This is a genomic window from Vibrio sp. R10-SG3-ISO3 (assembly GCF_059834225.1).
In genome coordinates this window covers 1-23,175 of record NZ_JCBDHE010000050.1, presented here as the reverse complement: position 1 = coordinate 23,175, position 23,175 = coordinate 1, and the positions used below count along the sequence as shown (strand labels likewise).

Here is a 23,175-nt window from a genome sequence, read left to right as displayed (position 1 = left end):
CTACATGGACAACTTTTTGAAAATAAAATTTGGTATCAACCTTATTATTAGGAGAATATACTTCCAAAAGAATGGAGTATAAATCCTGTCTTTTTTCTTTTCGATTGCATCAACTATATTATTTGCAACGTATTCTGGTTCGACTACTAAAATCTTCGGCAATTCCAATTCATAAGTCATAGGAGTAGAAACGAAACCAGGTTTAATGTCCAAAACATGAACTCCGTTTTTGTACATTCTGGCCCTTAATCCACTTAAAAATGTACTCACAGATGCTTTAGCCGCACCATATACATAATTGGATGGACGTCCTCTATCGCCAGCAACAGATGTTATAACAGCAATCACACCTGCTTTTTGATTTTCCAGTCTGTTGGATATCTCAGTAAGTAGTGCAATTGTACTGATGGCGTTCGTATTGAACTCTGAAAGCATTGTCTTCACGTCCTGCTCACACTGCCTTTGATCTGGTAAGGTGCCATGTGCAATCAGGACAATATCTAGTTTGCCCAAGCAATCATATGCACTAGTCAACATGTGATCGTGCTGTGAAATATCGTTAATATCTAATACAAAGCTCTCTACTTTATCGGCACCTCTTGATCGTAAATCATTTTCAACCGATCTAAGCTTATTTACATCTCGTGACACTAGAAAGAGTCTGTTATTGTCCTGTGCATATTTTTTTGCGACTTCACTTGCCATCGCTGAAGTCGCACCTATTACTAGTATATTTTTCATTTTTCCGTCACTCTTTGCCAGAACCTTGACATTATTTTAGGATCACGAATTGCTTCAAGCTTTTCCCACTCTGGGTACGCAGCTTGGAAGAAATCTGAGCTCATGTGTGCGTCTTTTGCTGGGTATAAACGACCGCCAGCTTCCATTACGATGGTATCTAGTTCGTCAAATAGGCTGTCAGTTCTACCTTCAATTTGGGGGAAATCCAACGCTAGAGTTGCACCTTTCATTGGAAATGAGAGTAAACCAGGGGATTTGATGTCACCGCACCTTTTCAATACGGCAAGGAATGACCCCATTTTCTTATTTGAAATACGGGTTAATATCTCTTTCATTGCCTCTTGAGCATTATCTTCTGGTAGAACACACTGATATTGTTGAAAGCCTGACTTACCATAGATGCGATTCCATTCCATAATCGCATCCAGTGGGTAGAAAAAAGGTTCATAACTGATAGTTTTGGTGACATTTTTTCTCACCTGCTTTGCATAGTAAAGTGCATTAAACGCTTTAAGAGTCAACGAATTGACCATAGAAATTGGTAAGTCTATTGGAACAATTAGATTACTCTTCTTCGGGAGCTCTAAGGTGCCTTTTTTCGCATGATTGCCCACCATGTATATACCGCGCCCCAGCTTTGGTCCTGTGGATACGCAGTCTACCCATGCCACTGTATAATCGAAATTCTTATCTATCTCTCGAGAGATATCAAAAAACTCATCGAGGTTGCTAAACTTAATATTCTGACTATCAATCAGACTTGTTGCTATTGGTCTCAGCTGTATCTCAACCCACAAAATAACACCTGTAAGACCTAATCCGGCAATCGTCGCATGGTATAGGTCGCTATTTTCTGTCGGTGAACACTCAACCAGCCCCATATCCGTTCTCCACAAAGCAAATTTACGCACATGCTTTCCGAACGTACCCGCTACATGATGATTCTTTCCGTGCACATCGTTGGCCGTTGCGCCACCCAAGGTAATAAGCTTGGTGCCAGGAGTAGAAGTGAGGAACCACCCTCTAGGAACGGCTAGGTCTAAAATCTCTGCTAACAACACTCCAGATTCAGCTCTAATTACACCAGAGTTCCAATCTACAGAGATAAAGCGATTTAAAGGCCGAGATCCAACTGCAAACCCAGTAGAGGCTAGACAGCTATCACCATAGCTGCGGCCATTACCAAAGGGAAGATACGACTCGAGCTCATCAGTATCTATTCTTGATAGCTCATCCATCCAGTTTATATTTTTAACTTCTTGTGGATAGTTTGGGTAACGTCCCCAAGATTTAACATTTTTCATATTGCTAACCCAAATACAAGAATGAACAGACCGCCAACTACTTGGCTTACGCGATCCTTCAAAGCGAAAACCACAGGGTCATCATGCATACCCCCTCGATGTGTCATCATCCATGTACGACTTATCCAATAAAGTAGCAGAGGACAAGCGAGCCAAATATACATAGGTTCGCTATACAAAGCTGCTGTCTGCGGGTCGTTGATATACAAAGCTAAAATCAGAACAGAAAGATATCCTGACGACGCTCCCAACGAAGAAAGTAACTCAAGATCTGAGGGGTGATAACCACGTCCTCTTGCTTCATTTTTTCCCGAAAGTTTCAATTCTTCGAGCTCTGCGTATCGCTTCACAAGCGCCAGGCTCAAGAAAATGAACATAGAAAAAGCCAATAGCCAAAACGACAAACTCAATCCAAGCGCTGCGGAACCTGCAATAATTCTAATCGTGTAGAGAGTCGCCAACGTTATCACGTCAACCATTACCATACGCTTCAATTTGAAAGAATAAAGAAGCGTTGCGAGATAATAGAAAGCTAGAACACCCATAAACTGCACGGGAAGTATCAGCAGCGATATAGCAACAACAACACTCAGAATTACCGGACATAAAATGACACCAAAGCGTACATCCAAGTCCCCGCTTGCGAACGGTCTTCGACACTTAGTTTTGTGATGTCTGTCATCTTCTAAATCTAAAAGATCATTGAGGAGATATACTGTGGAAGCACAGAAACTGAACATCCAGAAAGCAACCAATGCTGTTGCAATATTTTCGAGATCAAATAGCTGATGAGAGGCAGCAAGTGGAACAAAGATCAATGCATTTTTTGCGTATTGGTGAATTCGAAGAGCTTTTAACAAGGTTTTGATGAAAGACGGTCTATTCTCTATAACCGTGTTTACGTTATTTTGTAGCTTAGCTTTGCTTAATACCCCTCTGTCAGGGTTTACCACAATTGCATTCTCAGCTTTCTGCCATACTTTGATGTCTGCTTTTGAGTTACCTACATAATCAAACCCATATTCACCATATCTAGACACAAGTTCGTTTGCTTTTTCTTCAGATGCTAGGTTTCGATTAGAATCACTTGCAATCACAACATCGAAATGATTTACATATTTGGCGATTTCTTCAGCATATTTAAGATTACTTGCTGTCGCTAATACAATTTCTCTGCCGGATTGTTTTTCTCTAGTAATTAGATCAAGTACTTCGTGGTTGTAAGGAAGCAAGCTTACATCTATATCGACATTATCTGCTATCTCTTGTTTTACGTAGCTTTTCCCTTTAAACATCAGCATTATAAATCTAAAGATATTAAACAAGTCTAATTTTAGGTACTTTAGTAACGTTTCAACCAGGATGTCTGACTTAATCAACGTACCATCTAAATCTACCACTAGGGGTTTTTTATTGTTCATTACTATTCCTGACATTCATCATGATGCGATTTAAAATGTCTAAATCACGAGGTTCTCAATGAAAAGTTTTCATGTAGTAAAGTTAAATTAGTGTTGTATGCAGGATCACTGGTTAATAGACCTGACCAAGCTCCTTTCATATAATCAACTTCTTTATTGAACCTTGCTATTTTTTCGGGGTTATCTTCCGCTCCTCGACTGATCGATTCGTGATGATAGAGCTCTGCGTAAGGGGTCCATAGATTTCGATACCCCTTCTCTCTTACTCGTAGACAGAAGTCGACGTCGTTGAACGCAACGGTAAGATCGGTTTCATTCAAACCGGCAACCTCATCAAACACTTCTTTTCTAATTAAGAGACAAGCAGCAGTTACAGCAGATAAGTTTTGTACGAGATTCAAACGGCCAAAGTAACCGTGGCTGTCACGTGGAAAATGCTTGTGCGAATGCCCTGCAACGCCGCCAATACCCAAAATTATACCCGCATGTTGGATAGTGTCGTTGGAGTAATACAGTTTCGCCCCCACACAACCCACTTCTGGTCTGATTGCGTGACTGACCATTTCGGTTAACCAATCAGAGTTAATGACTTCGACATCGTTATTGACAAGCCCGACGATATCCCCGTTTGCATGACGGACAGCAAAGTTGTTGATTGCCGAGTAATTAAAAGGATATGGGTACCTCAACACTGTCACCTTGTCATTTTTCTCCAACTGAGAAAAATACTCTAACGCAGCGTCATCATCTGAATTATTATCGACCAAAATAATCTCGTAGTTTTTGTACGACGTCTTATTTAGGATGGAGTCTATCGCTTGTTTGGTTATGTCTTTGCCATTGTAAGTCGGAATAATCAAGGAGACGAGAGGGTTATCTGCCGAGCTCCATTTAACTCGGTATGTATTGGCATTTTTACCCTTCACAACTTGAGCATCTGTCTGTTGTTGATCAAAGTACTCTTGTAGGGCATCGATGCCCTTCTGTGTCGTATAATCCTTTTGACCAGCCTCCAATGCTGTCGAGCCTTCGATAGCACGCCAGTGGTACAACACCCTAGGGATATGGACGATATTTGCATCATCTATTTCACGACTGTACCGTAGTAACAAGTCATAATCCTGGCTTCCTTCAAAACCAATCCGGAACCCACCTATTTTTTTCACTATCGACGATTTATACACACCAAGATGCGAGATATAATTTTGGCTGTAGAGCAGGTCTGGATTCCAGTCAGGCTTAAAGTGAGGATCAAACCGTTCACCGCACTCATTGATTTTATCTTCATCGGTATACACAAACTCAACCTGGGGGTTTGTCAATATCGTATGTGCTACGTACGATAGCGCATGTTCATGAAGTTCATCATCGTGATCAAGCAAGGCTATCCATTCACCTTCAGCAATTGAGATGGCGCTGTTTGATGCTGCTGAAATGTGACCATTTTCCTCTCGAAACACCGACTTAATTCGGCCATCTCGTTGGCAATAATCAGTGATCACATCTCGGACGTTCTCATTCGTTGAGGCGTCATCAGCCAAGCACAACTCCCAATGTGGGTATGACTGGTTAAGCACTGAATCGATACATTGCTTTAAAAACAGATCATCTGTGTTGTAGGTCGGGACAATAATTGAGATCAATGGCCCAGGTTGTGATTGCAACGCGTGAATTATTTGCTCTGCTTCTTGTTTATCCGCGTCTCTTTTTGAGGTAATCCACTCTCGGTATTCCTCTTCGCCAATAATAGGGCCACCACTATGTCCATGACTCGTTGCGAGATACGTCGATATTTTGTGATAAGCGGCAGACATGCCTTCATTTCTAAGGACTTGGTAAGCTCTTTGCAGTTTACGCTTCACACCACCATGAGAAGAGCCAAACACTTTATGGACGAGTGGCATACGGTCTGCTACGGCCAACTTAAAATGTGTTGTTTCACCTCTGAACAAGTAAATCAGCGCACGTAAAGGCGCTGTCACTCTCCAGGACGTAGAGTTTTTAATGTCTAAGACAGCGGCTTGCAGTTCAGATATAGTCTCAGCTTGACCTAAAATATCTTTTTGTAGGTCTTCACATCGCATATTCAGATCATGAATCTTAGTATCTTTGTTAATCCCGAACGTATCTAGCTCTCTATTTGACTGAATGTATAACTTCCTGTTATTTGGGTCATTGATAGAGATTTCTCCGTTGTTTATCAATGAAAAAACATGTTTAAGACCATATACTTTAAATGGTAAAAGCTCACTCTCACCAATTATATTCAACCAGGCTTCTACAGCATTGCGATTGTCTTCATTAACACCTAAAATTTTCGCCACATCCGAGTTAAATAAATTTTCTGCTACTATAAGAAATTCGTTGTATGATAATATCACATTTTGAAGATTAGGTGCGCTAGTGTTCTTTTCAGAGTCTAACACTCTAAAGTTCGTCAAAGGTTCCTGAATAATGTGGATATCATATCGACTACATATACGAGTCCACATATCAAAATCACCCAATTGAGCTAAACCATAACGATAAGGACCTACTTCTTCATAGACACTACGCCGAACTAGAACGCTAGGATGGCAAAGGCAATTACCGTTTTTAAGGAAGTGTGTAATCCACTCAGCTTGATCTCTATTTGGCTGTTTGAAAATCGTACTAAAAACGCTATCTTCGTCCTCGAAGTTTTTACCATCTTCGTCAATTACATTTACGTGGGTGAATACAGCACCAGTCATCGGGTGATCATTAAGAAACTCAACTTGTTTTTCAAGCTTATCATGAGCCCACGTATCATCGGAATGATGAATGGCAATATACTGACCTTTAGACTCACGAAAAATAGCATTATTTATCCCGTAAATGCCTCTCTGGTTCTCATCATTCTTGAAGACCTTTATTCTGGAGTCTTCGTATGATTTTATAATTTCCCAAGAATTATCGCTAGAGCAGTCATCCCAAATGATAAGCTCAAAGTGTTGATATGTTTGATTTAAAACGGAGTCTATCGCGTGATGTAGAAATTTCTCATGGTTATAAGAACTTAAAACTACAGTAATTAAAGGTTGGGTGCTCATAATATATACTTTTCTAATTGTGTACCGCTCAAATCTCGCGTCACTTCGTCGACAATGAGCTTAGGTAAAATATTTTCATATGCCTTATCTGACGACTTGCTTCTATATACTGAATAAGGATCACTGTCGTCATGTCTAGACTTACTATCAGATATGAAATCTATAGTCTGCGCATCCAAAGATACACCGCAAAAATAAAAAAGATCTTTTGTCACTTTTAGAGAGTCTCTACTTAGCTCTGTATAGTTAACTAAGAAAAATCTATCCGGATATTGCTCCAACAACTCGTGAAACATCAGAGTGCTTTCTATCCATTTGTTGAATCCATAGTAGTACTCTGGTCCACTATTCTTCGATGGAGCATCACGCCACTCTTTAAGAATGTCCCAACCTTTATCGAATTCTTTTGGAGCTTGTATCCAAGACGCCAATACAGATAAAGGGTTCCTTACAATTGCGATTACTTTTGCATCACTATTCTCCAGTAAGGCCTTTGATACATCTAAGTATAACGTTTCTTTGAAAGCAATTGTCTTAACATCGTGCTTTATAAAATCAGGATAGTTCTTGAACATGGGAGCTTTCATCAACGCAAAATCATCACAAGAGTTGAGTATCCTCTCAAAAAATTCATCAATTTCTTCGTTACTAGAGCGAGAGTTAATCGCAGCTTTGTGTTCAAAAGAAAATAATGGCTGAAAACGCAGCGCAACACTAGGATGGCTATTTACAATTTGGCTTAACCATGACGTTCCAGAGCGTGGAGCTCCAAAAATTGCAATTTTGTTCATATGGTTACTAATTCTCTCATTTGTTTTGAGAAATTCATACACATACCGGTTCTACCAGTCGTTGATACCTAGCTGTTAATCAGTTGAAAGTTCAAATTGATCTAGTAGAAATCGTAAGTTCTCTTTTGAATTCCACATCATTAAATCGATCATAGATAGATTTGGAACGAATTCTTGCGTACCTTGTTCGTAAGCATGTTTTTTAGTTCTAATAAAGTACAGCTCTACACCATTGTCGTTAAAGTACTCTCTCGAGTATAGTGAATGTCCACCAATGCTATTGATATAAGTTTTACAAGACAAAATTTTGCAAATTTCAATTAATTTATCAGAAGGTTCCGCTGTGCGCAGGTAATTCAAGTCACTTGAAAACACAAAATTTTTATCCTTACCGACATAATCAAAAACCAACTTAATGCTTTTTGCACACAGATTTGCTATATTTCTATCTTCTTGTAACAATAAATCCTCGATCATCGGATAAACTTCACTAAAATATGGTGATGATTGATAATTAAATCTAATGGACTTAAGTGTTTTTTTTACATTCGAGTCGAAGCTTAAGCTTCTGATATTTTTATTTGAAGAAGCACCTACTACTGGGATTGTAAAGCGCTGGGACCGACCATTGTGTAAAATTGAATTTCGGTTTATATAACCTGACTTTATATAAGTCACATCATCATAGAAGACAAATTTGCTTACTGCGTTCACTAACTGATAATAACCTAGATAAGGAAATAGGTAGGGCTGCATTATTCCACACTTCATTTAGATAACCTGCCTAAGATTAACTTTGAAATTCTGTCTACGTCATGTAGTGACAAATCGTGACTTAAAGGTAGCGCTAGCACTCTCGATGCTATACTTTCAGATACGGGACAAGAACTTGAAAACTCAAGATATGGAAGCGTATTTAATGATGGATAGAAATACCTACGAGGATAAACCTCATGCTCATTTAATGTATCCCGCACTAATTTCAGCTGCTCTTCGGAAGCAAAAACTATCGGATAGTAAGCATAATTATATTCTAGATCAGGCTCGACGGTTGGTCGGGTAATATGAGGAGAGGAAGCTAATAATACGTCATATAATTCTGAGCACTTCTTTCTATGTAGGATAATTTCATCCACATTTTTAAGTACACACAAGCCCATAGCAGCATTTAATTCAGACAACTTTCCGTTGATGCCCTCACAAAAATATTCTTCCTCACCATTGTGCCCGAAGCGCTTTAATGAGTTAACTTTACTCATTACTCCTTTTTGAGTACCTATTATGGCTCCACCTTCTCCGGTATGAAACAATTTAGTTGCGTGAAAACTTAGGGTTGATATATTCCCATATTCTAACAGTGACTTTCCTTTATATTTCACACCAAACGCGTGAGCGGCATCATATATTACTTTAAGATTATATTTATCTGCTATTCTTTGTATTTTCTCAACATCACATGGATAACCATAAACATGAGTAGCTAAAATAGCCGATGTATTATCTGTAATTGCGGACTCAATATTGTCTGGATTTATGCATAAGCTATTTTTATCTATATCGACAAAAATTGGAGTACAACCTTCCCAAATAATCGCATTCGTTGTTGCAACATAACTAAATGGTGTCGTAATAACTTCTCCTTTAATTCCGAGAGCTTTAATTGCTATTTGAATTGCGATCGTTCCATTAGCTACTAATTCAATATTTCCTATAGATAGATACTCTGTTAGTCGACCAGATAGCTCTTTTCCAATATCTCCGTTATTAGTAATCTGTCCAGATTCCCAGATTTTCTTTAACACATCAGTATAATCACTGATATTAGGTAGATAACTTTTAGTTACATTTATCACTTTCAACCACCGATGTCTTGTTTTCCCAAGGTATTACTATATCTTTAACTCCAAGGAAACTAGATAATTTACTGGAAGCATTACCGTCTGATAAATCAAGAACCAAAAGCTTCTCTTGCTTTTCTTTAAAATATTCTATCACTGAATTGTTATAACTCTCAAAGTGTTCAATAAGAGCATCTTTATTATACGGATCTTCCTTATCTGTACCATATAAATCTAGTATTCTTAGCATGTAGCCTTCTCTGATATATCGAGCTCTTTTTAAATCGTCGTAATCAGGAACTTTCCCGCCTTCCCCAAATAACTTTCCATGAAAACTGACTAGTGAATTATACCAAGACTCTGAATCTCTTATAGTCAATATAAATTTTGCATCAGGAAATTCTCTTTCTAAATATTTGTAGGTATCTGGATAGCTGAAAGGAACATCTTGAAACGCATCTGCACTGTAGCAGTATTTTATTATCTCTTCAAAATTACGATTAAAATAACAACGATCAGTCAATTCTTCTGCCTTGTTTTGGTTACCAACAACATATCCGGACTTTTCAAAATAAGTCATTATGGATGTGGTTCCTGTTTTATTCCTTCCAATACAAAAGACCTTTGGCCTTCTAGACCTAGAAAAAAATTTCCTAAATAGAGTATTAAACATAGCCTAGTTGGCCTCATACAAAAATAATTAAACTTAATATTAAACCCTCAATATATTGATAGATCTAACATCGACATACGAAAATCTTTATTCTCATTGGAGTTTATCAATCATTAAACTTTGTTCAACTGCTACTTTCCACCAAATCTTATTTTCTGACTGCTGTTCAACTTTGAAAATAATAGCATCGGGGATCACATCAACAAACTCAGGAACGTTAGTTTCTCTACGACTGATAATTTGTGTTCTAATTCCATAGTTTCCGGACATAAGTGGAAGTTTAGCACAATATGTAACTTTATATCTTTGCCCTGCTAACCCATCTATTTCTTCAATAGCATTAACGCTAAAGTTTCCACCGGTTATTTCAATTTTCTTGTCGTCCAGTACGTTAAAGTTAACTGATATCTTGCAATCTGATTTAATATCAACTATTAGCTCAATTTGAACTTCGGCCCCAGAAGGAATGACGTTAGTTTCAAGACCATCTAATAAGATTCGTGCATTGGTAACCTCTGCAGTTCCACTACCGTAGCGGAAACCAACAACTTTGGCTTTGAATGCCCTTGTTACTTCATCATCAACAATAGATTTGCCCACGCACGTCTCAGTTTCAACGGCCCCAATTTCATCGCACCGATCAATTTCGTTCGCAAGTAACCTCATTCGCTTTATGTACTTTTCAGCGATATCTTCAGCTTTCCCTTTCTCAACCAGTTGCCCTTTTTCTAGAAAGACAGCACGCTCGCACAAGCTCTTTACACTGCTCGTGTCATGACTGACAAATAAAATAGAAGCGCCATCATCTTTTATTCTTTTCAATGCTGTCATGCATTTCGCTTGAAAGTTCATATCACCAACCGCCAAAGCCTCATCCACAATCATGATCTCTGGACTCGACTGCACGTTAACAGCAAATGCGAGGCGAACAAACATTCCTGAAGAGTACGTTTTTACTGGTTGGTTTACGAAGTCACCGATATCAGCGAAGCTCAAAATCTTGTCTATTTTTTCATCAATCTCACTCTTACTCAAACCCAACAGCGCACAGCTCATGTAGATATTTTCTATGCCAGTAAACTCAGGATTAAAGCCAGAACCGAGCTCTAAGAGAGCAGCAATTCGTCCTTGAACGGATATATTCCCGGATGTGGGTGTGAGTGTATTACAAATAATTTGTAATAGTGTTGATTTACCAGCTCCATTGCCACCTAAAATACCTACGGTTTCGCCTCTCTGTACTCGGAAGCTAACATTATTTAATGCCCAATATTCTTTATAATACTTTCTCTCTAATCCCATCCCGGATGAGACAAACTGTTTCAGGCGGTCAGATGGCTTGTTATATATTTCAAAACACTTACTGATGTTATTAACATCTATTACAACTTCATTAGAGGACATCAGCGAAACCTTTACGAGTTTTTGTAAACAATGAAAAACTAAAGAAACAAACAAGCAGTGACACAAAGAAATAGCTTAGTATTGCTATCCAATTCGGCCACTCACCAAATACTAAAATTGCCCTTGCTTCTTGTACTATTAGGCTTAATGGATTCAATAATATGAATATTTGATATTTTTCAGGTATGACGCTTAATGGATAGAATATTGGACATAAGAACATCAACAGTGTAACAACAACACCCATCATCTGAGAGATATCACGCAAGTACACGCCTAAAGCGGATAAAAACCAGGCAAAACCAAGACTTAGCAAACCAATGGGTATAAACACCAAAGGTAAAGCTATCCAAGTTATCGGCACGCTACCTTCAGTAATTACAATAGCAAAAAACAAAATAACTAGACTGATCAGGAAATGAAAGAATGATGTCAATACATTTACGACAGGAAGTATCTCCAAAGGAAACACTACTTTCTTTACTAAGTTAGGCTTGCTTACTATTGCGGTCGGTGAGCTAGTTAAGCACTCGGCTAGGAATGTATGGAATATGAGTCCGGTAAATAAAATAACTGAAAAGCTTGGTCCACCTTCCACCCCCCACCTTGCTTTAAAAACCATACCAAACACAAAGGTGTAAACTGTTAACATAACAAGCGGAACGATAAATGACCACAGTATGCCAAGAGCAGACCCCTTATACCTTCCTATCACTTCTCGTTTGGTTAGCTGAAAAATGAGGGAGCTATGCTCAAAAGGTAACTTTGCTATCGCTTTAATCATTTGTATTTAGACCTGTAACTAGACATACCATCTTACCTATTTGGACCTCTTTTTCATAAAGTAGGCGCATTGATCAACGATATACCGTTTTTATCCTTCTCAGAGAGCTCAATACAATCACCTGCTATTGGCCAATCAACGTTGATAGTGGGATCATCCCAACGTATTGAAACTTCCGATTTGGGGTCATAATAATTGGTGCACTTGTAAACAAACTCTGCGCCATCGCTTGTCACATAAAACCCATGTGCAAAACCTTCTGGTACCCAGAGCTGTCGTTTGTTCTCTGCCGATAAGTAGACCCCAACCCATTGTCCAAATGTTGGAGAACCCTCTCGTATATCTACCGCAACGTCAAATACTTCCCCAGAGACTGCTCGGACCAATTTTCCTTGCGTGTTTTCAGTCTGATAGTGTAACCCACGTAAGATACCTTTCTTGGATTTAGAATGGTTGTCTTGAACAAACTGTGTCGGCTTGCCAGTAACTAACTCTTCAAATTTTTTCTGTTGCCAAGTTTCCATGAAGAAACCCCGGTCATCGCCAAAAACCGAAGGTTCAATGATTTTTACATCAGGAATGGTAGTATCAATAACTTTCATATTTCCTACTTATAAGCTTTTATGTTGTCCAAGGCACTTACCCAATCGCTTGGTGTGACACCAAATTGGGCCAAGATTTTATTGCAGTCCAATCGTGAATTTGACGGACGCTTTGCCGGCGTCGGATATGCCGATGTTGGGATCGAATTAAGGCTCGGGGAGTTATCAATGACTCCCTGATTTTGGGCTTTCTCAAAGATCATTTGTGCAAAGTCATACCAACTGGCATAAGGCATACCAGAATAATGGTACACCCCCCATTTGGGCTCGATCCCTTCCTCCATTGATTCGACCATTTTAATTAGCGCAGCTGCTATGTCTCCCGCATACGTGGGTGCGCCGATTTGATCGCCGACAATACTGAGTTCATCTCGCGTCTGTGCAAGCCGGAGCATCGTTTTGACAAAGTTGTTTCCATGTTCACCAAACACCCACGCGGTACGTAAGATCAGGTGTTTTTCACATGCTTCGATTACTGCAACTTCGCCAGCCAGCTTGCTTTCACCATACACACCTTGTGGCCCAACAGGATCGCTTTCCTGATAGGGTTTAGTTCCCGCCCCCTCAAACACATAGTCCGTAGAAATGTGCAACATCACAGCACCACAACTTTCCGCCGCTTCTGCAAGGAACTTGGGACCATCCCTGTTTATCGCGAACGAGAGTGCAACTTCTTCTTCTGCCTTGTCGACGGCCGTATGTGCTGCCGCATTAATGATGTAGTTTGGTTCGAAATCGGCAACGGTCGTATAGACGGCCGCTTGATCGGTGATATCCAGCTGATCTTTATCGACGGCTAAAACTTCCGCTTTATCGCGGAGTTGGCTAACTAAACAATGGCCGACTTGGCCATTGCAACCTGTAATAAGTACCTTCATTTTTGTGTCCTAGAGTGGCTTAATCAATGACATTAGGTAACGACCGTATTCGTTTTTCAGCATGGGCGTTGCTAGCCGTTCAATATCTTTGTTGCTTAACCAGCCTTGTCGCCAGGCGATTTCCTCTAAACAGGCGACTTTCAAACCCTGAACATGTTCGATGGTTTGGACAAATGACGATGCCTCATGCAGGCTTTCGTGTGTGCCAGTATCAAGCCAAGCAAACCCTCGACCCAGCAACTCAACATTCAACGAACCATCATTGAGGTACATTTCATTGATAGAAGTGATCTCAAGTTCGCCGCGCGCCGACGGTTTCACTTGCTTCGCAAAATCCACGACTCGATTGTCGTAGAAGTACAACCCCGTGACCGCATAGTTTGATTTTGGTTTGGTTGGTTTTTCTTCAATCGAGACAGCTTTCATACTGTCATCAAATTCCACTACGCCAAAGCGCTCTGGATCCTTGACCTGATAGCCAAATACCGTTGCTCCAGCCTCTCTTGACGCTGCACTTTTTAATGTCTGACTGAAAGATTGACCATAGAAAATATTGTCACCTAGTACTAAGCATACACTGTCATCACCAATGAACTCGTCACCAATAATGAACGCTTGTGCTAGGCCATCAGGGCTTGGTTGGATGGCATATTCTAAGTTGATGCCAAAATCACTGCCATCGCCGAGGAGACGCTTAAAGCCTTCATTATCTTCCGGAGTCGTGATGATAAGAATGTCTTTGATACCGGCAAGCATTAAAGTCGAAATCGGGTAAAACACCATTGGCTTATCATAGATAGGAAGCAGCTGCTTCGATACGCCGCGGGTTAATGGGTATAAACGGGTGCCCGAGCCACCTGCAAGAACAATACCTTTCATTATTCTACCTCTCCTTTCACCACACCCAAACGCTCGCGTTGGTAACTGCCATCCTGAACATTCTGGCACCACTTTTGATTATCGAGATACCATTGCACCGTTTTTTTCAGCCCTGTTTCGAATGTCTCTACTGGCGTCCAGCCGAGTTCTTTTTGCATTTTGCTTGAATCGATGGCGTAGCGGCGATCGTGTCCTGGCCTATCTTGAACGTACGTAATTTGTTCCGCGTAAGGACTCTCTTTCGGGACTAGCGTATCCAAAATAGAACAAATGGTTTGAACCACTTCTAAGTTTTGCTTTTCATTGTGGCCGCCAATGTTGTAGGTCTCACCAACCATGCCCTCTGTCACCACTTTGTATAGTGCGCGAGCATGATCTTCGACATAGAGCCAATCTCGAATTTGGTCACCTTTGCCATAAATCGGCAGTTCTTTGCCTTCCAAGGCATTGAGAATGACAAGAGGAATCAGTTTCTCTGGAAAATGATAAGGACCATAGTTGTTTGAGCAATTTGTCACGATGGTAGGAAGACCATACGTACGAAGCCACGCACGCACCAAATGATCACTCGATGCTTTAGAGGCAGAGTAAGGGCTTGATGGTGCATATGGTGTGCTTTCTAAGAACATCGGGAGTTCAGTACCGGCCTCTACTTCATCGGGATGAGTCAAGTCACCATACACTTCATCTGTTGAAATATGATGGAAACGAAAAGCGAGCTTGGCCGACTCACTGAGTGTATTCCAGTAATCTCTCGTGGCTTCTAACAGTGTGTAAGTACCAACAATGTTGGTTTCAATGAACGCTGCAGGCCCCGTAATTGAGCGATCCACATGAGATTCCGCGGCTAAGTGCATGACCGCATCAGGTTGATGCTCACTAAAAACGCGATCTAATTCTGCTCTGTCACAAATGTTTACTTGTTCAAACGCGTAGCGTTCATTTGTCTCTACTGACGCTAAAGACTCCAAGTTCCCCGCGTACGTCAGACAATCAACATTAATCACACTGTCAGCCGTATTCTCAATGATATGGCGAACCACTGCTGAACCAATAAATCCTGCACCGCCCGTTACTAAAATTTTCATCTTAAACTGATTCCAACTGTTCTATTAATTCATTACTAATTATAAGTATTCTGTCATCTATTTCACTAGATGGATTTGCAACCCCATTCCGGGAACTGCTCACGTATGAATGCATTGAGGGCCTTTTCCGATTCGGTATAGCTTCGCTCGCCAGTACTCTCTGCCTCCTTGCCTTTAATTGCACTGACCATGCCCGCTCCAATCGTCACATTGTTGATACGATCAATGACAATAAACGCACCGGTTTGAGGCAAATGCTGATATTCGTCCAGCGCGATGTTTTCCGTTAGCTTGATATGGACCAGCGCAATTTCATTCAGCCCTAAGCTATCGGTGTTTTCTGCATGCTTGGCCAATGTATTCACATCGACTTTGTGTTCAATCTTGGCCACTTTCCCTAAACAGCTCTTAGTGGCAAACTTCAACACATAGTCCTTATGTGTCAGCATGGGTTGTTCACCCATCCAAACCATGTGCGCTTGACACTGGTTGGTGACAACTGGCTCATGCCCAGTATGCACAATCATATCACCACGAGAGACATCGATTTCATCTTCCAGTGTTACAGTAATCGCCTGGCCCGGCTGCGCTGTTTGCAGTTCACCATCATAGGTAAAGATGGATTTGACCTTCGACGTTTTGCCTGAGGGCAACGCTGTGACCCCATCCCCGACTTGAATTTGCCCAGAGGCGAGCGTACCGCAGAACCCTCTAAAATCTAAATTGGGTCTATTCACATATTGAACTGGGAATCGCATATGCTCTAGGTCTTTGTCTTTATCGACTTTGACCGTTTCCAGCAACTTCATCAATGTCGCACCTGGATACCAGTCCGTTTTTTCACTTGGGGCCACCACATTGTCACCCTTTAGCGCTGAAATCGGTACAAAGCGAATATCATCGATATTGAAATTTTTCGCCATTTCTCGGTAATCGGCTTTGATCTGTTGATACACCTCTTGGCTGTATTCCATTAGATCCATCTTATTGATCGCAACAATGATGTGCTTTATGCCTAAGAGGGAACAAATATAGCTATGACGACGAGTCTGGGTTTGAATGCCGCGGCGCGCATCCACCATCACGATCGCTAAGTCGCACGTTGATGCGCCGGTCACCATGTTGCGCGTGTACTGCTCATGTCCTGGGGTATCGGCAATGATGAACTTTCTCTTGTCGGTGGAAAAGTAACGATAAGCGACATCAATAGTAATACCCTGCTCACGCTCTGATTGAAGCCCGTCAACGAGAAGCGCCAAGTCAAAGGCTTCATCTGTGGTATTAAACTTCTGGGAGTCTTTTTCAATGGCGGCCATCTGATCTTCATAGATCAGCTTTGAGTCGTAAAGCAAACGTCCAATGAGGGTAGATTTACCGTCATCGACATTTCCACAGGTCAAAAAACGTAATAGATCTTTGTTTTCATGAACCTTTAAGTAGGCTTCAATATCTTTTGCAATCAGCTCTGAAGAGTGCGACATGTTCTGTACCTGTTCTATGTCTACTTAGCGTAATGGTCAGTTAACGTCTGAATAAATGACGCTAGCTCAGACTTGGGTAATTGGTTAATGCCAGCAGCGGCTTTACGGCCACCGCCAGTTGGAAACTGGATACAAATCTCATCCGCTCCCGTTCGGTTGCTCAGTGGCGCCCTAACACTCACGGTGTAATCTTCTTGGCTTGCATTCAAGGTCACCACAGCGTGAGCTTTGTTTGGCGTTTGATTGGCTAACGCATTGCCAAACACGCCGCCAATGCGTCTCGCCCATGCCTCACAAGGGAGAACGTAGACTTCTGCAATCTCACAAGAATGCACGGGGCGCAGTGTGGCCACTTTCTCGTTGTCTTCCAGATAGGCCTTTTGCAGTTGGAAGTAAGGAGAAACAGGGTCTTCTAAAAGCTCTCTTGGCGACGCATACGCGATCAACTGCTGAAAAAGGCGCTCTGGTTGGATATGGAGGTCCTCAAGCGTCGCCCCATACCCATTGTAGTTGACCAGCGTTCCGAGCTCTTTTAAAAACTCTATATACTCTTGCTCGAGTCCATGCTCTGCCGCGAGTGACTGAGCAGTGCTAAACAAGTTGTCACCAAATACCCCAGCAATCGCCCAGTCAACATATTGCTCACCGAGATGACGGTTGATCAACCAGCTTGTACACACGTTGGCATCGAGATTAATCAACGCCGTTAACGCGTCTGATTGAGGCACCTCGCCGGTACGATGGTGGTCGCAATAAAACACAGGGACACGGTTTTCAATCAGCTCGTACAGCGCATCAATATTCTTCTCCATCGAAATATCGAGCACGGTCACGCACGAGGCATCACCTTGCGTGACGACTTGTTTCAGCAGTTGAATATCGCGTTTGACACCGGTGATCAATGTGCTCGATTTAGGCTGCGCTTTTCTTAGCTGAATGAGTGACATGATGCCATCGGCATCACCATTAAAAACGTCATAATGCATGTCAAATGTACTGCCGCTGCTTTAGTTGCTCAATAATACGTTGCGCGCACTCTTCGACCGTATAGAGCGCGGTTTCTACATGAATGTCAGGCTGTAACGGCGCTTCATACGTTGAATCGATACCGGTGAAATTTTTGATTTCTCCAGAGCGGGCTTTTTTGTAGAGCCCTTTAGGGTCGCGCTGCTCACACACCTCTAGTGGCGTATCAATATACACCTCTAAAAACTGCCCACTCGACAACATGTCTTTCGCTTGCGCTCTATCTGCTCGAAATGGGGAGATAAAGGCGGTAAGAACAATGCTGCCTGAGTCAACAAAGAGCTTGGCCACTTCGCCAATACGTCGGATGTTTTCAACACGGTCAGCATCGCTAAAACCGAGATCTTTATTCAGCCCATGGCGAACATTATCGCCATCGAGTAAATAGCTGTGTTTGCCCAACTCAAAGAGTTTGCGTTCTACCGCGTTGGCGATGGTGGATTTACCCGAGCCGCTCAGCCCTGTAAACCAAAGCAAGACCGGCGTTTGCTTTTTCAGTGCTGCTCGCTCTTTGTCAGTTACGCTCGCATTGTGCCAAACAATGTCGGCACTGACTGCATCGTGGTGTTTTTTTGTGTACGGATTCATTGTTTTCTGTTTATTGTCACACCTAAAATGGGAAAAAAAGAGGAATGGCGATAAGCGCAACAAGACTGTAGCTCATCGACACCTTCCACCCCACTTTAATAAAGTCTTTAAAATGATAGCCACCAGCATTCATGACCATTAAGTTTGTTTGGTACCCATAAGGGCTTAAAAAACATGCACTGGCGGCATACGCCACTGCCATGATAAATGGCATCGACGAGACTTGGTAAGCCTGTGCCAACGCCAGCCCTACCGGCAGCATAATCGCTGCCGCAGCGGTGTTGGTGATAACTTCCGTCAGTATGAGCGTGACGATAAACAGACACACTAGCGCCACAAAGGGATTTTGCTCTCCGAGCAAATCATGTATGCCAGACGTCACCCATTGTGCCAAACCCGAGGCACTGAATGCATACGCGATGGACAGCGCGCATACCAAGACCGTCCACAGTTCAAAAGGAAAGCGGCGGCGTATGGTCGTCCCATCAATGACGTTGCTGCCCAGCATCAATAGAATATACGCGCCCATGGATTCAAGCAACGAGACCGATGTCGTGGCCGATAGCACAATCGCGCCCAAAAAGCCCAAAACGGTCAGCACATTTTGCTTCAATGACAAGGTGTGGTTGAGCTCTATACCACTGAGAATAAAAAAGTTGCGTGTTAGATTCTGCCGTTTATGAAAATCTTCGCCAATGGCCAAGACCAGCTTGTCACCCGAGAGAATTTTTTGCTCGCCCAATTTACCAGAGAGTCGATGTCCCTCTCGGCTGATCGCGACCACCGCGGCGTCAAAACGCGAGCGAAAATCCGTCGCTTTGAGGGTTTTCCCGATCAATACCGACTCTGGACTGACGATCACTTCGGTCAAATTCGAACTGAGAAGCTGACTGGCATCGGCAAAGATTTCGACGCCGTCAAGTAAATGGAGCTGTTTCACATTCTCTACATCACCGGTAAAGACCAGTTTGTCCTTCGCTTGAATGCGCGTATCCGGTGTCACAGGGGAAATCAGTTGATCACCCCGGACGATTTCGGCTAAGAACAGTCCATCTAATGCTCTCAGTTTATTTTCACGCACGGTGTTGCCAATCAGTTTGCTGCCTGGCTTGACCTCTGCATCGATAAAGTAGTGAGACACCGGAGAAAGAGACGAGACTTTTCGATTGAGCTGCCGAGCGCTTAGCACAACCACACCGCCAACCAGTACCACCAGCGCAAGACCGACAGGGAGAAAAACAAAGAAATTTAACTCGGGGTGACCAGCTTCAACTAACAGTGCATTCACAACCAGGTTGGTCGCTGTACCAATTAAGGTCAACGTACCACCTAAAATGGCAAAGTAAGAGAGAGGGATCAGCAGTGAAGTGGCGGGGTGGTCTTGATTGCGTTGCACTCCCCCCATCAAAGTGGCCACCACGGCGGTATTGTTGAGAACAGCCGAACTCAGGGCACTGGATAGCCCAAGGCGAAGGAGTGTTTTGCTGTAACTGTCATCAAAGATTTTGCTCGATAACCATGGCAACAAGTAACTTCTTTCTAACGCGAGAGAAGCCACCATTAAGGCAATCAGAGTTAGGACGGAGCTATTTGTGATGTTTCCGATTAAACGGCTTTGATCAATTTGTCCGAAGAGGTAAAGCACGAGAGTCGCGCCGACAAATACATAGGCGGCGCGCCATTTTGAGACAATTAAGCTCGTGAGTAAAACAAGAATAACAAGCGCAGTGATCCACATGGTGGCAGGAGCTTAAAAATAGCCTTCGCGCTTTTTCTTCTCCATCGACCCGGATGAGTCGTGGTCAATGGCGCGACCTTGGCGCTCAGAGGTCGTGGTCAAGAGCATCTCTTGAATGACTTCCGTTAATGTCGTCGCTTCTGACTCCACCGCACCGGTCAGTGGGTAGCAACCCAACGTACGAAAACGCACCATTTTGTGCTCGATGGTTTCGCCAGGCTTGAGCTCCATACGGTCGTCATCTTTCATGATCAGCATACCATCGCGCTCAACCACGGGACGTTTTTTGGCCAGATACAAACTTGGGATCTCAATGTCTTCTAAGTAGATGTACTGCCAGATATCGAGCTCCGTCCAGTTCGACAATGGGAACACTCGGATACTTTCGCCTTTATTGACTTTGCCGTTGTAAATGTTCCACAGCTCTGGTCTTTGGTTTTTCGGATCCCAGCGGTGGTGTTCATCACGAAACGAGTAGACACGCTCTTTCGCACGTGATTTTTCTTCGTCGCGTCGCGCGCCGCCAAACGCCGCATCAAAGCCGTACTTATCCAGCGCCTGCTTCAAGCCTTGAGTTTTCATGATGTCGGTGTGTTTTGAACTGCCATGCACAAACGGGCTGATGTTCATGGCCAGCCCTTCAGGGTTTTGATGGACAATCAATTTCATGCCCAGCTTTTCGGCCATCTGATCGCGAAACTCGATCATCTCTTTGAACTTCCACGTGGTATCGACGTGCATCAAAGGAAACGGAGGGATGCCCGGGGCAAAGGCTTTTTTCGCCAAATGCAGCATAACGGAGGAGTCTTTGCCCACTGAATAGAGCATGACTGGGTTATCAAATTCCGCGGCAACTTCGCGCATAATGTGAATCGACTCGGCTTCCAACTGCTTTAGATGAGTCATTCTTTCTGGAGATATTTTCATTGCTGCCACTTCGTAGTTGTATAAATTTTCGTAGTTACATCTCAGTGCTCTTCCTTAACTGAGACGGTTTTTATCCAAATTGAGACGGTTGTGTTTTCGAGAGGCTTTGTAAAGGCTTGGTTTTGGTTGTTTTTAATTACTGGCCCCAATAGCCCCTCCCATTTTTTTTATTTGGACAACCGCACAACATCCGCTGGCGCGCTATGACTGTACACCTAAGTATCCTTTAAAACTCCATTCAAAAGATCGGTAATACACAAGCGCGCACTGCATAAATCTGCTTCGGATAGTACACCATTTCAAGCAGGGGATAAACTAGCAACGATTGATTGCACCGTCACACTCCTAAACTTTCATCACACTACCCATTAGCTGATTAAATGCAAAGCGCTGCACACACTGCTCATCAAGCTGGTAATAGGTCTTATTTGTCGCAGTATCATAACGCTTAATCACATCAATAAAAATCTCCGCATTACGCACCGCGGACGGCAAGGCATGGCTGCCGGTCATGTTAAGGGCACGTTTGAGTTCGCTGCCGCTCATTGGGTTGGGGTAGGCGCTTAATAACACTTCAAGTAACTCTCTCGGTCGGCCGCTGGCGCGGATGATGTACAGGCTTAAAATGTGTTTTTGCTCAGTGAGCGATAATCGGTGTTTCATGATGCCTCCTCCCGTTTCTTTTGCTCATTCGCATATTCATCCGCACGGCTGCGTTTTCGTGCTTTGATCAAACCCTGAATGCGCTCTTCAAACGGGTGGGTTCGCCCTTTGGCGTGATACTCGCGGACTAACTTATCCACAGGGCGCTGGGGTGGCGCTGCCTGCCTACAACTCTCTTTATTACTCTTTAATTGGGAGATTCTCGGTGCAGTTGCTGCACGGGGAGAGGGTGAAGACTTTGCTTCCTCTCCGGTGCACGTGCCGTCTAGTTCAACGTGCAAATGGGCAGGCGTGTAGAGCTGGTACAAGTTACTGCGCTGACGGCCGCGTTTGTCAAAGCGGTGCACCAGTTCGAGAAAGCCTTGCTCCTCTAGCCGTTTGATGTGCTCTTTCACTGTGCGCAGCGAGACTTCGCAATAGAGCGCCAAATACTGGTAAGAGGGAAAGCAGCGGCCGTGCACATCGGCGTTATTGGCCAACTTAAGTAAGATCAGTTTGCTGATGGGCGATCCGGTTTTGGCTTTCATCAGGGTGGCGACTAGGGTGTGGCTCATGGGTTCTCCTCGGCTTTGTTATTGGAATGTAAACAACAAACAAAACAGCCTCTTATTGATTAGGGTTCGCCATACGGCAGAAATGCCGCGCGAATTGGTGAGGTTGCAAGCCGCCTCACGCCTGGCCGTTCTTTGGCTCATTGGATATGCACCTAATTTTGTACACACTCGCATTTTTGCCTTTGTTCGCTCGGGCTGTACAAATCGCCAGTATTTCGCCAACCCTAATGGCGAAATGTCGCGTAGAGTGTCGCCTCCTGATTGAGAAGGGAGTTGCTATGCCTGTGTGTCACCAATACAGTGAATGGGCGATTCGTCGCCTCTGCTACGTGTATTCCCCCTTTGACCCAACCCTAGAGGAGATCTATTTCCCCACCTACCCACACTGCCCCATCAGCCGTGAGGGGTTTATCGCCCTAATTGCCCAGGCCAACGCTCAGAGCCTCTAGGCTATGAGCTCACCTACGCCCTATGGGTAAAAGGCTGTAATTTGGCAAACCTTGCCAAACAAACCGGTGCGGATCTGCAAACGCTCGAACGCGCCATGACCGCCTTTATCAACACCCTCACCACCGAACACCCCTAACCCACAACCCATTACCCCTAACCCATTACCCATTACCCATTACCATCATGAGGAAATTCGATGACCCCAACTCCAACAAACCACACCCCATCACCCATCACCTCACTACATAATTCACACTACCCTCTAACCACGATC

Annotated in this window: 23 protein-coding genes; 1 reads left to right on the top strand and 22 read right to left on the bottom strand. The window is 43.0% G+C overall.

Annotated elements, in window-relative coordinates; translation table 11 throughout:
* The 21 genes from AC6R1A_RS15845 to AC6R1A_RS15745 all read right to left on the bottom strand — a co-directional run bounded on the left by AC6R1A_RS15845 (position 1) and on the right by AC6R1A_RS15745 (position 22,451).
* Complete coding sequence (locus tag AC6R1A_RS15845; RefSeq protein ID WP_500633197.1) at positions 1-741, bottom strand: SDR family oxidoreductase; 741 nt, start codon at positions 739-741, stop codon at positions 1-3.
* Positions 738-2,045, bottom strand: coding sequence for an FAD-binding protein (locus AC6R1A_RS15840; RefSeq protein ID WP_500633196.1), 1,308 nt, complete (start codon positions 2,043-2,045; stop codon positions 738-740). The genes AC6R1A_RS15845 and AC6R1A_RS15840 overlap by 4 nt, the downstream gene beginning before the upstream one ends.
* Complete coding sequence (locus AC6R1A_RS15835) at positions 2,042-3,466, bottom strand: UbiA family prenyltransferase (protein ID WP_500633195.1); 1,425 nt, start codon at positions 3,464-3,466, stop codon at positions 2,042-2,044. The genes AC6R1A_RS15840 and AC6R1A_RS15835 overlap by 4 nt, the downstream gene beginning before the upstream one ends.
* A gap of 44 nt (positions 3,467-3,510) precedes the next feature.
* Positions 3,511-6,537: a glycosyltransferase gene (locus AC6R1A_RS15830; RefSeq protein ID WP_500633194.1), complete on the bottom strand. Its 3,027-nt coding sequence runs from the start codon at positions 6,535-6,537 to the stop codon at positions 3,511-3,513.
* Positions 6,534-7,328, bottom strand: coding sequence for a sulfotransferase family protein (locus AC6R1A_RS15825; protein ID WP_500633193.1), 795 nt, complete (start codon positions 7,326-7,328; stop codon positions 6,534-6,536). Before AC6R1A_RS15825 ends, AC6R1A_RS15830 begins: the two co-directional genes overlap by 4 nt.
* Before the next feature lie 75 nt (positions 7,329-7,403).
* Positions 7,404-8,084: a WbqC family protein gene (locus tag AC6R1A_RS15820; RefSeq protein ID WP_500633192.1), complete on the bottom strand. Its 681-nt coding sequence runs from the start codon at positions 8,082-8,084 to the stop codon at positions 7,404-7,406.
* Between the two features lie 11 nt (positions 8,085-8,095).
* The gene (locus AC6R1A_RS15815) at positions 8,096-9,181 is read right to left on the bottom strand and encodes a DegT/DnrJ/EryC1/StrS family aminotransferase (RefSeq protein WP_500633191.1); all 1,086 of its coding nucleotides are present in this window, start codon (positions 9,179-9,181) and stop codon (positions 8,096-8,098) included.
* Complete coding sequence (locus AC6R1A_RS15810; RefSeq protein ID WP_500633190.1) at positions 9,165-9,839, bottom strand: sulfotransferase; 675 nt, start codon at positions 9,837-9,839, stop codon at positions 9,165-9,167. Before AC6R1A_RS15810 ends, AC6R1A_RS15815 begins: the two co-directional genes overlap by 17 nt.
* Before the next feature lie 93 nt (positions 9,840-9,932).
* Positions 9,933-11,243 carry an ABC transporter ATP-binding protein gene (locus AC6R1A_RS15805; protein ID WP_500633189.1) on the bottom strand — a complete coding sequence of 437 codons (1,311 nt, stop codon included), beginning with the start codon at positions 11,241-11,243 and terminating at the stop codon, positions 9,933-9,935.
* A complete protein-coding gene (locus AC6R1A_RS15800; RefSeq protein ID WP_500633188.1) occupies positions 11,233-12,027 on the bottom strand; it encodes an ABC transporter permease in 795 nt (264 codons plus the stop codon). The genes AC6R1A_RS15805 and AC6R1A_RS15800 overlap by 11 nt, the downstream gene beginning before the upstream one ends.
* A gap of 53 nt (positions 12,028-12,080) precedes the next feature.
* Positions 12,081-12,629: a dTDP-4-dehydrorhamnose 3,5-epimerase gene (rfbC, locus tag AC6R1A_RS15795; RefSeq protein ID WP_500633187.1), complete on the bottom strand. Its 549-nt coding sequence runs from the start codon at positions 12,627-12,629 to the stop codon at positions 12,081-12,083.
* Between the two features lie 5 nt (positions 12,630-12,634).
* Positions 12,635-13,507, bottom strand: coding sequence for a dTDP-4-dehydrorhamnose reductase (gene rfbD / locus AC6R1A_RS15790; RefSeq protein ID WP_500633186.1), 873 nt, complete (start codon positions 13,505-13,507; stop codon positions 12,635-12,637).
* Between the two features lie 9 nt (positions 13,508-13,516).
* Positions 13,517-14,386 (bottom strand): glucose-1-phosphate thymidylyltransferase RfbA, encoded by an 870-nt coding sequence (gene rfbA / locus AC6R1A_RS15785; RefSeq protein ID WP_500633185.1) that lies wholly within the window; start codon positions 14,384-14,386, stop codon positions 13,517-13,519.
* Positions 14,386-15,474 (bottom strand): dTDP-glucose 4,6-dehydratase, encoded by a 1,089-nt coding sequence (rfbB, locus tag AC6R1A_RS15780; RefSeq protein ID WP_500633184.1) that lies wholly within the window; start codon positions 15,472-15,474, stop codon positions 14,386-14,388. Before rfbB ends, rfbA begins: the two co-directional genes overlap by 1 nt.
* A 65-nt stretch (positions 15,475-15,539) precedes the next feature.
* On the bottom strand, positions 15,540-16,955 hold the full coding sequence (gene cysN / locus AC6R1A_RS15775) for a sulfate adenylyltransferase subunit CysN (RefSeq protein ID WP_500633183.1): 1,416 nt from the start codon (positions 16,953-16,955) through the stop codon (positions 15,540-15,542).
* Positions 16,956-16,975: 20 nt separating this feature from the next.
* A complete protein-coding gene (locus tag AC6R1A_RS15770) occupies positions 16,976-17,941 on the bottom strand; it encodes a DHH family phosphoesterase (protein WP_500633182.1) in 966 nt (321 codons plus the stop codon).
* Position 17,942: 1 nt separating this feature from the next.
* A complete protein-coding gene (gene cysC, locus AC6R1A_RS15765; protein ID WP_500633181.1) occupies positions 17,943-18,569 on the bottom strand; it encodes an adenylyl-sulfate kinase in 627 nt (208 codons plus the stop codon).
* 22 nt (positions 18,570-18,591) lie between these two features.
* Positions 18,592-20,307 (bottom strand): SLC13 family permease, encoded by a 1,716-nt coding sequence (locus AC6R1A_RS15760; RefSeq protein ID WP_500633180.1) that lies wholly within the window; start codon positions 20,305-20,307, stop codon positions 18,592-18,594.
* Between the two features lie 12 nt (positions 20,308-20,319).
* Positions 20,320-21,234 (bottom strand): sulfate adenylyltransferase subunit CysD, encoded by a 915-nt coding sequence (cysD, locus tag AC6R1A_RS15755; protein WP_487902534.1) that lies wholly within the window; start codon positions 21,232-21,234, stop codon positions 20,320-20,322.
* Between the two features lie 345 nt (positions 21,235-21,579).
* The gene (locus AC6R1A_RS15750; protein WP_500633179.1) at positions 21,580-21,897 is read right to left on the bottom strand and encodes a hypothetical protein; all 318 of its coding nucleotides are present in this window, start codon (positions 21,895-21,897) and stop codon (positions 21,580-21,582) included.
* Positions 21,894-22,451, bottom strand: a complete 558-nt coding sequence (locus tag AC6R1A_RS15745; RefSeq protein ID WP_500633178.1) for a helix-turn-helix domain-containing protein — start codon at positions 22,449-22,451, stop codon at positions 21,894-21,896. Before AC6R1A_RS15745 ends, AC6R1A_RS15750 begins: the two co-directional genes overlap by 4 nt.
* A gap of 278 nt (positions 22,452-22,729) precedes the next feature.
* On the opposite strand from AC6R1A_RS15745, the gene AC6R1A_RS15740 reads away from it, so the two are divergent.
* Positions 22,730-22,900: a hypothetical protein gene (locus AC6R1A_RS15740; protein WP_500633177.1), complete on the top strand. Its 171-nt coding sequence runs from the start codon at positions 22,730-22,732 to the stop codon at positions 22,898-22,900.
* A gap of 20 nt (positions 22,901-22,920) precedes the next feature.
* Here AC6R1A_RS15740 and AC6R1A_RS15735 read toward each other — a convergent pair whose 3' ends face one another.
* The gene (locus AC6R1A_RS15735) at positions 22,921-23,070 is read right to left on the bottom strand and encodes a hypothetical protein (protein ID WP_500633176.1); all 150 of its coding nucleotides are present in this window, start codon (positions 23,068-23,070) and stop codon (positions 22,921-22,923) included.
* Between the last annotated feature and the right edge of the window lie 105 nt (positions 23,071-23,175).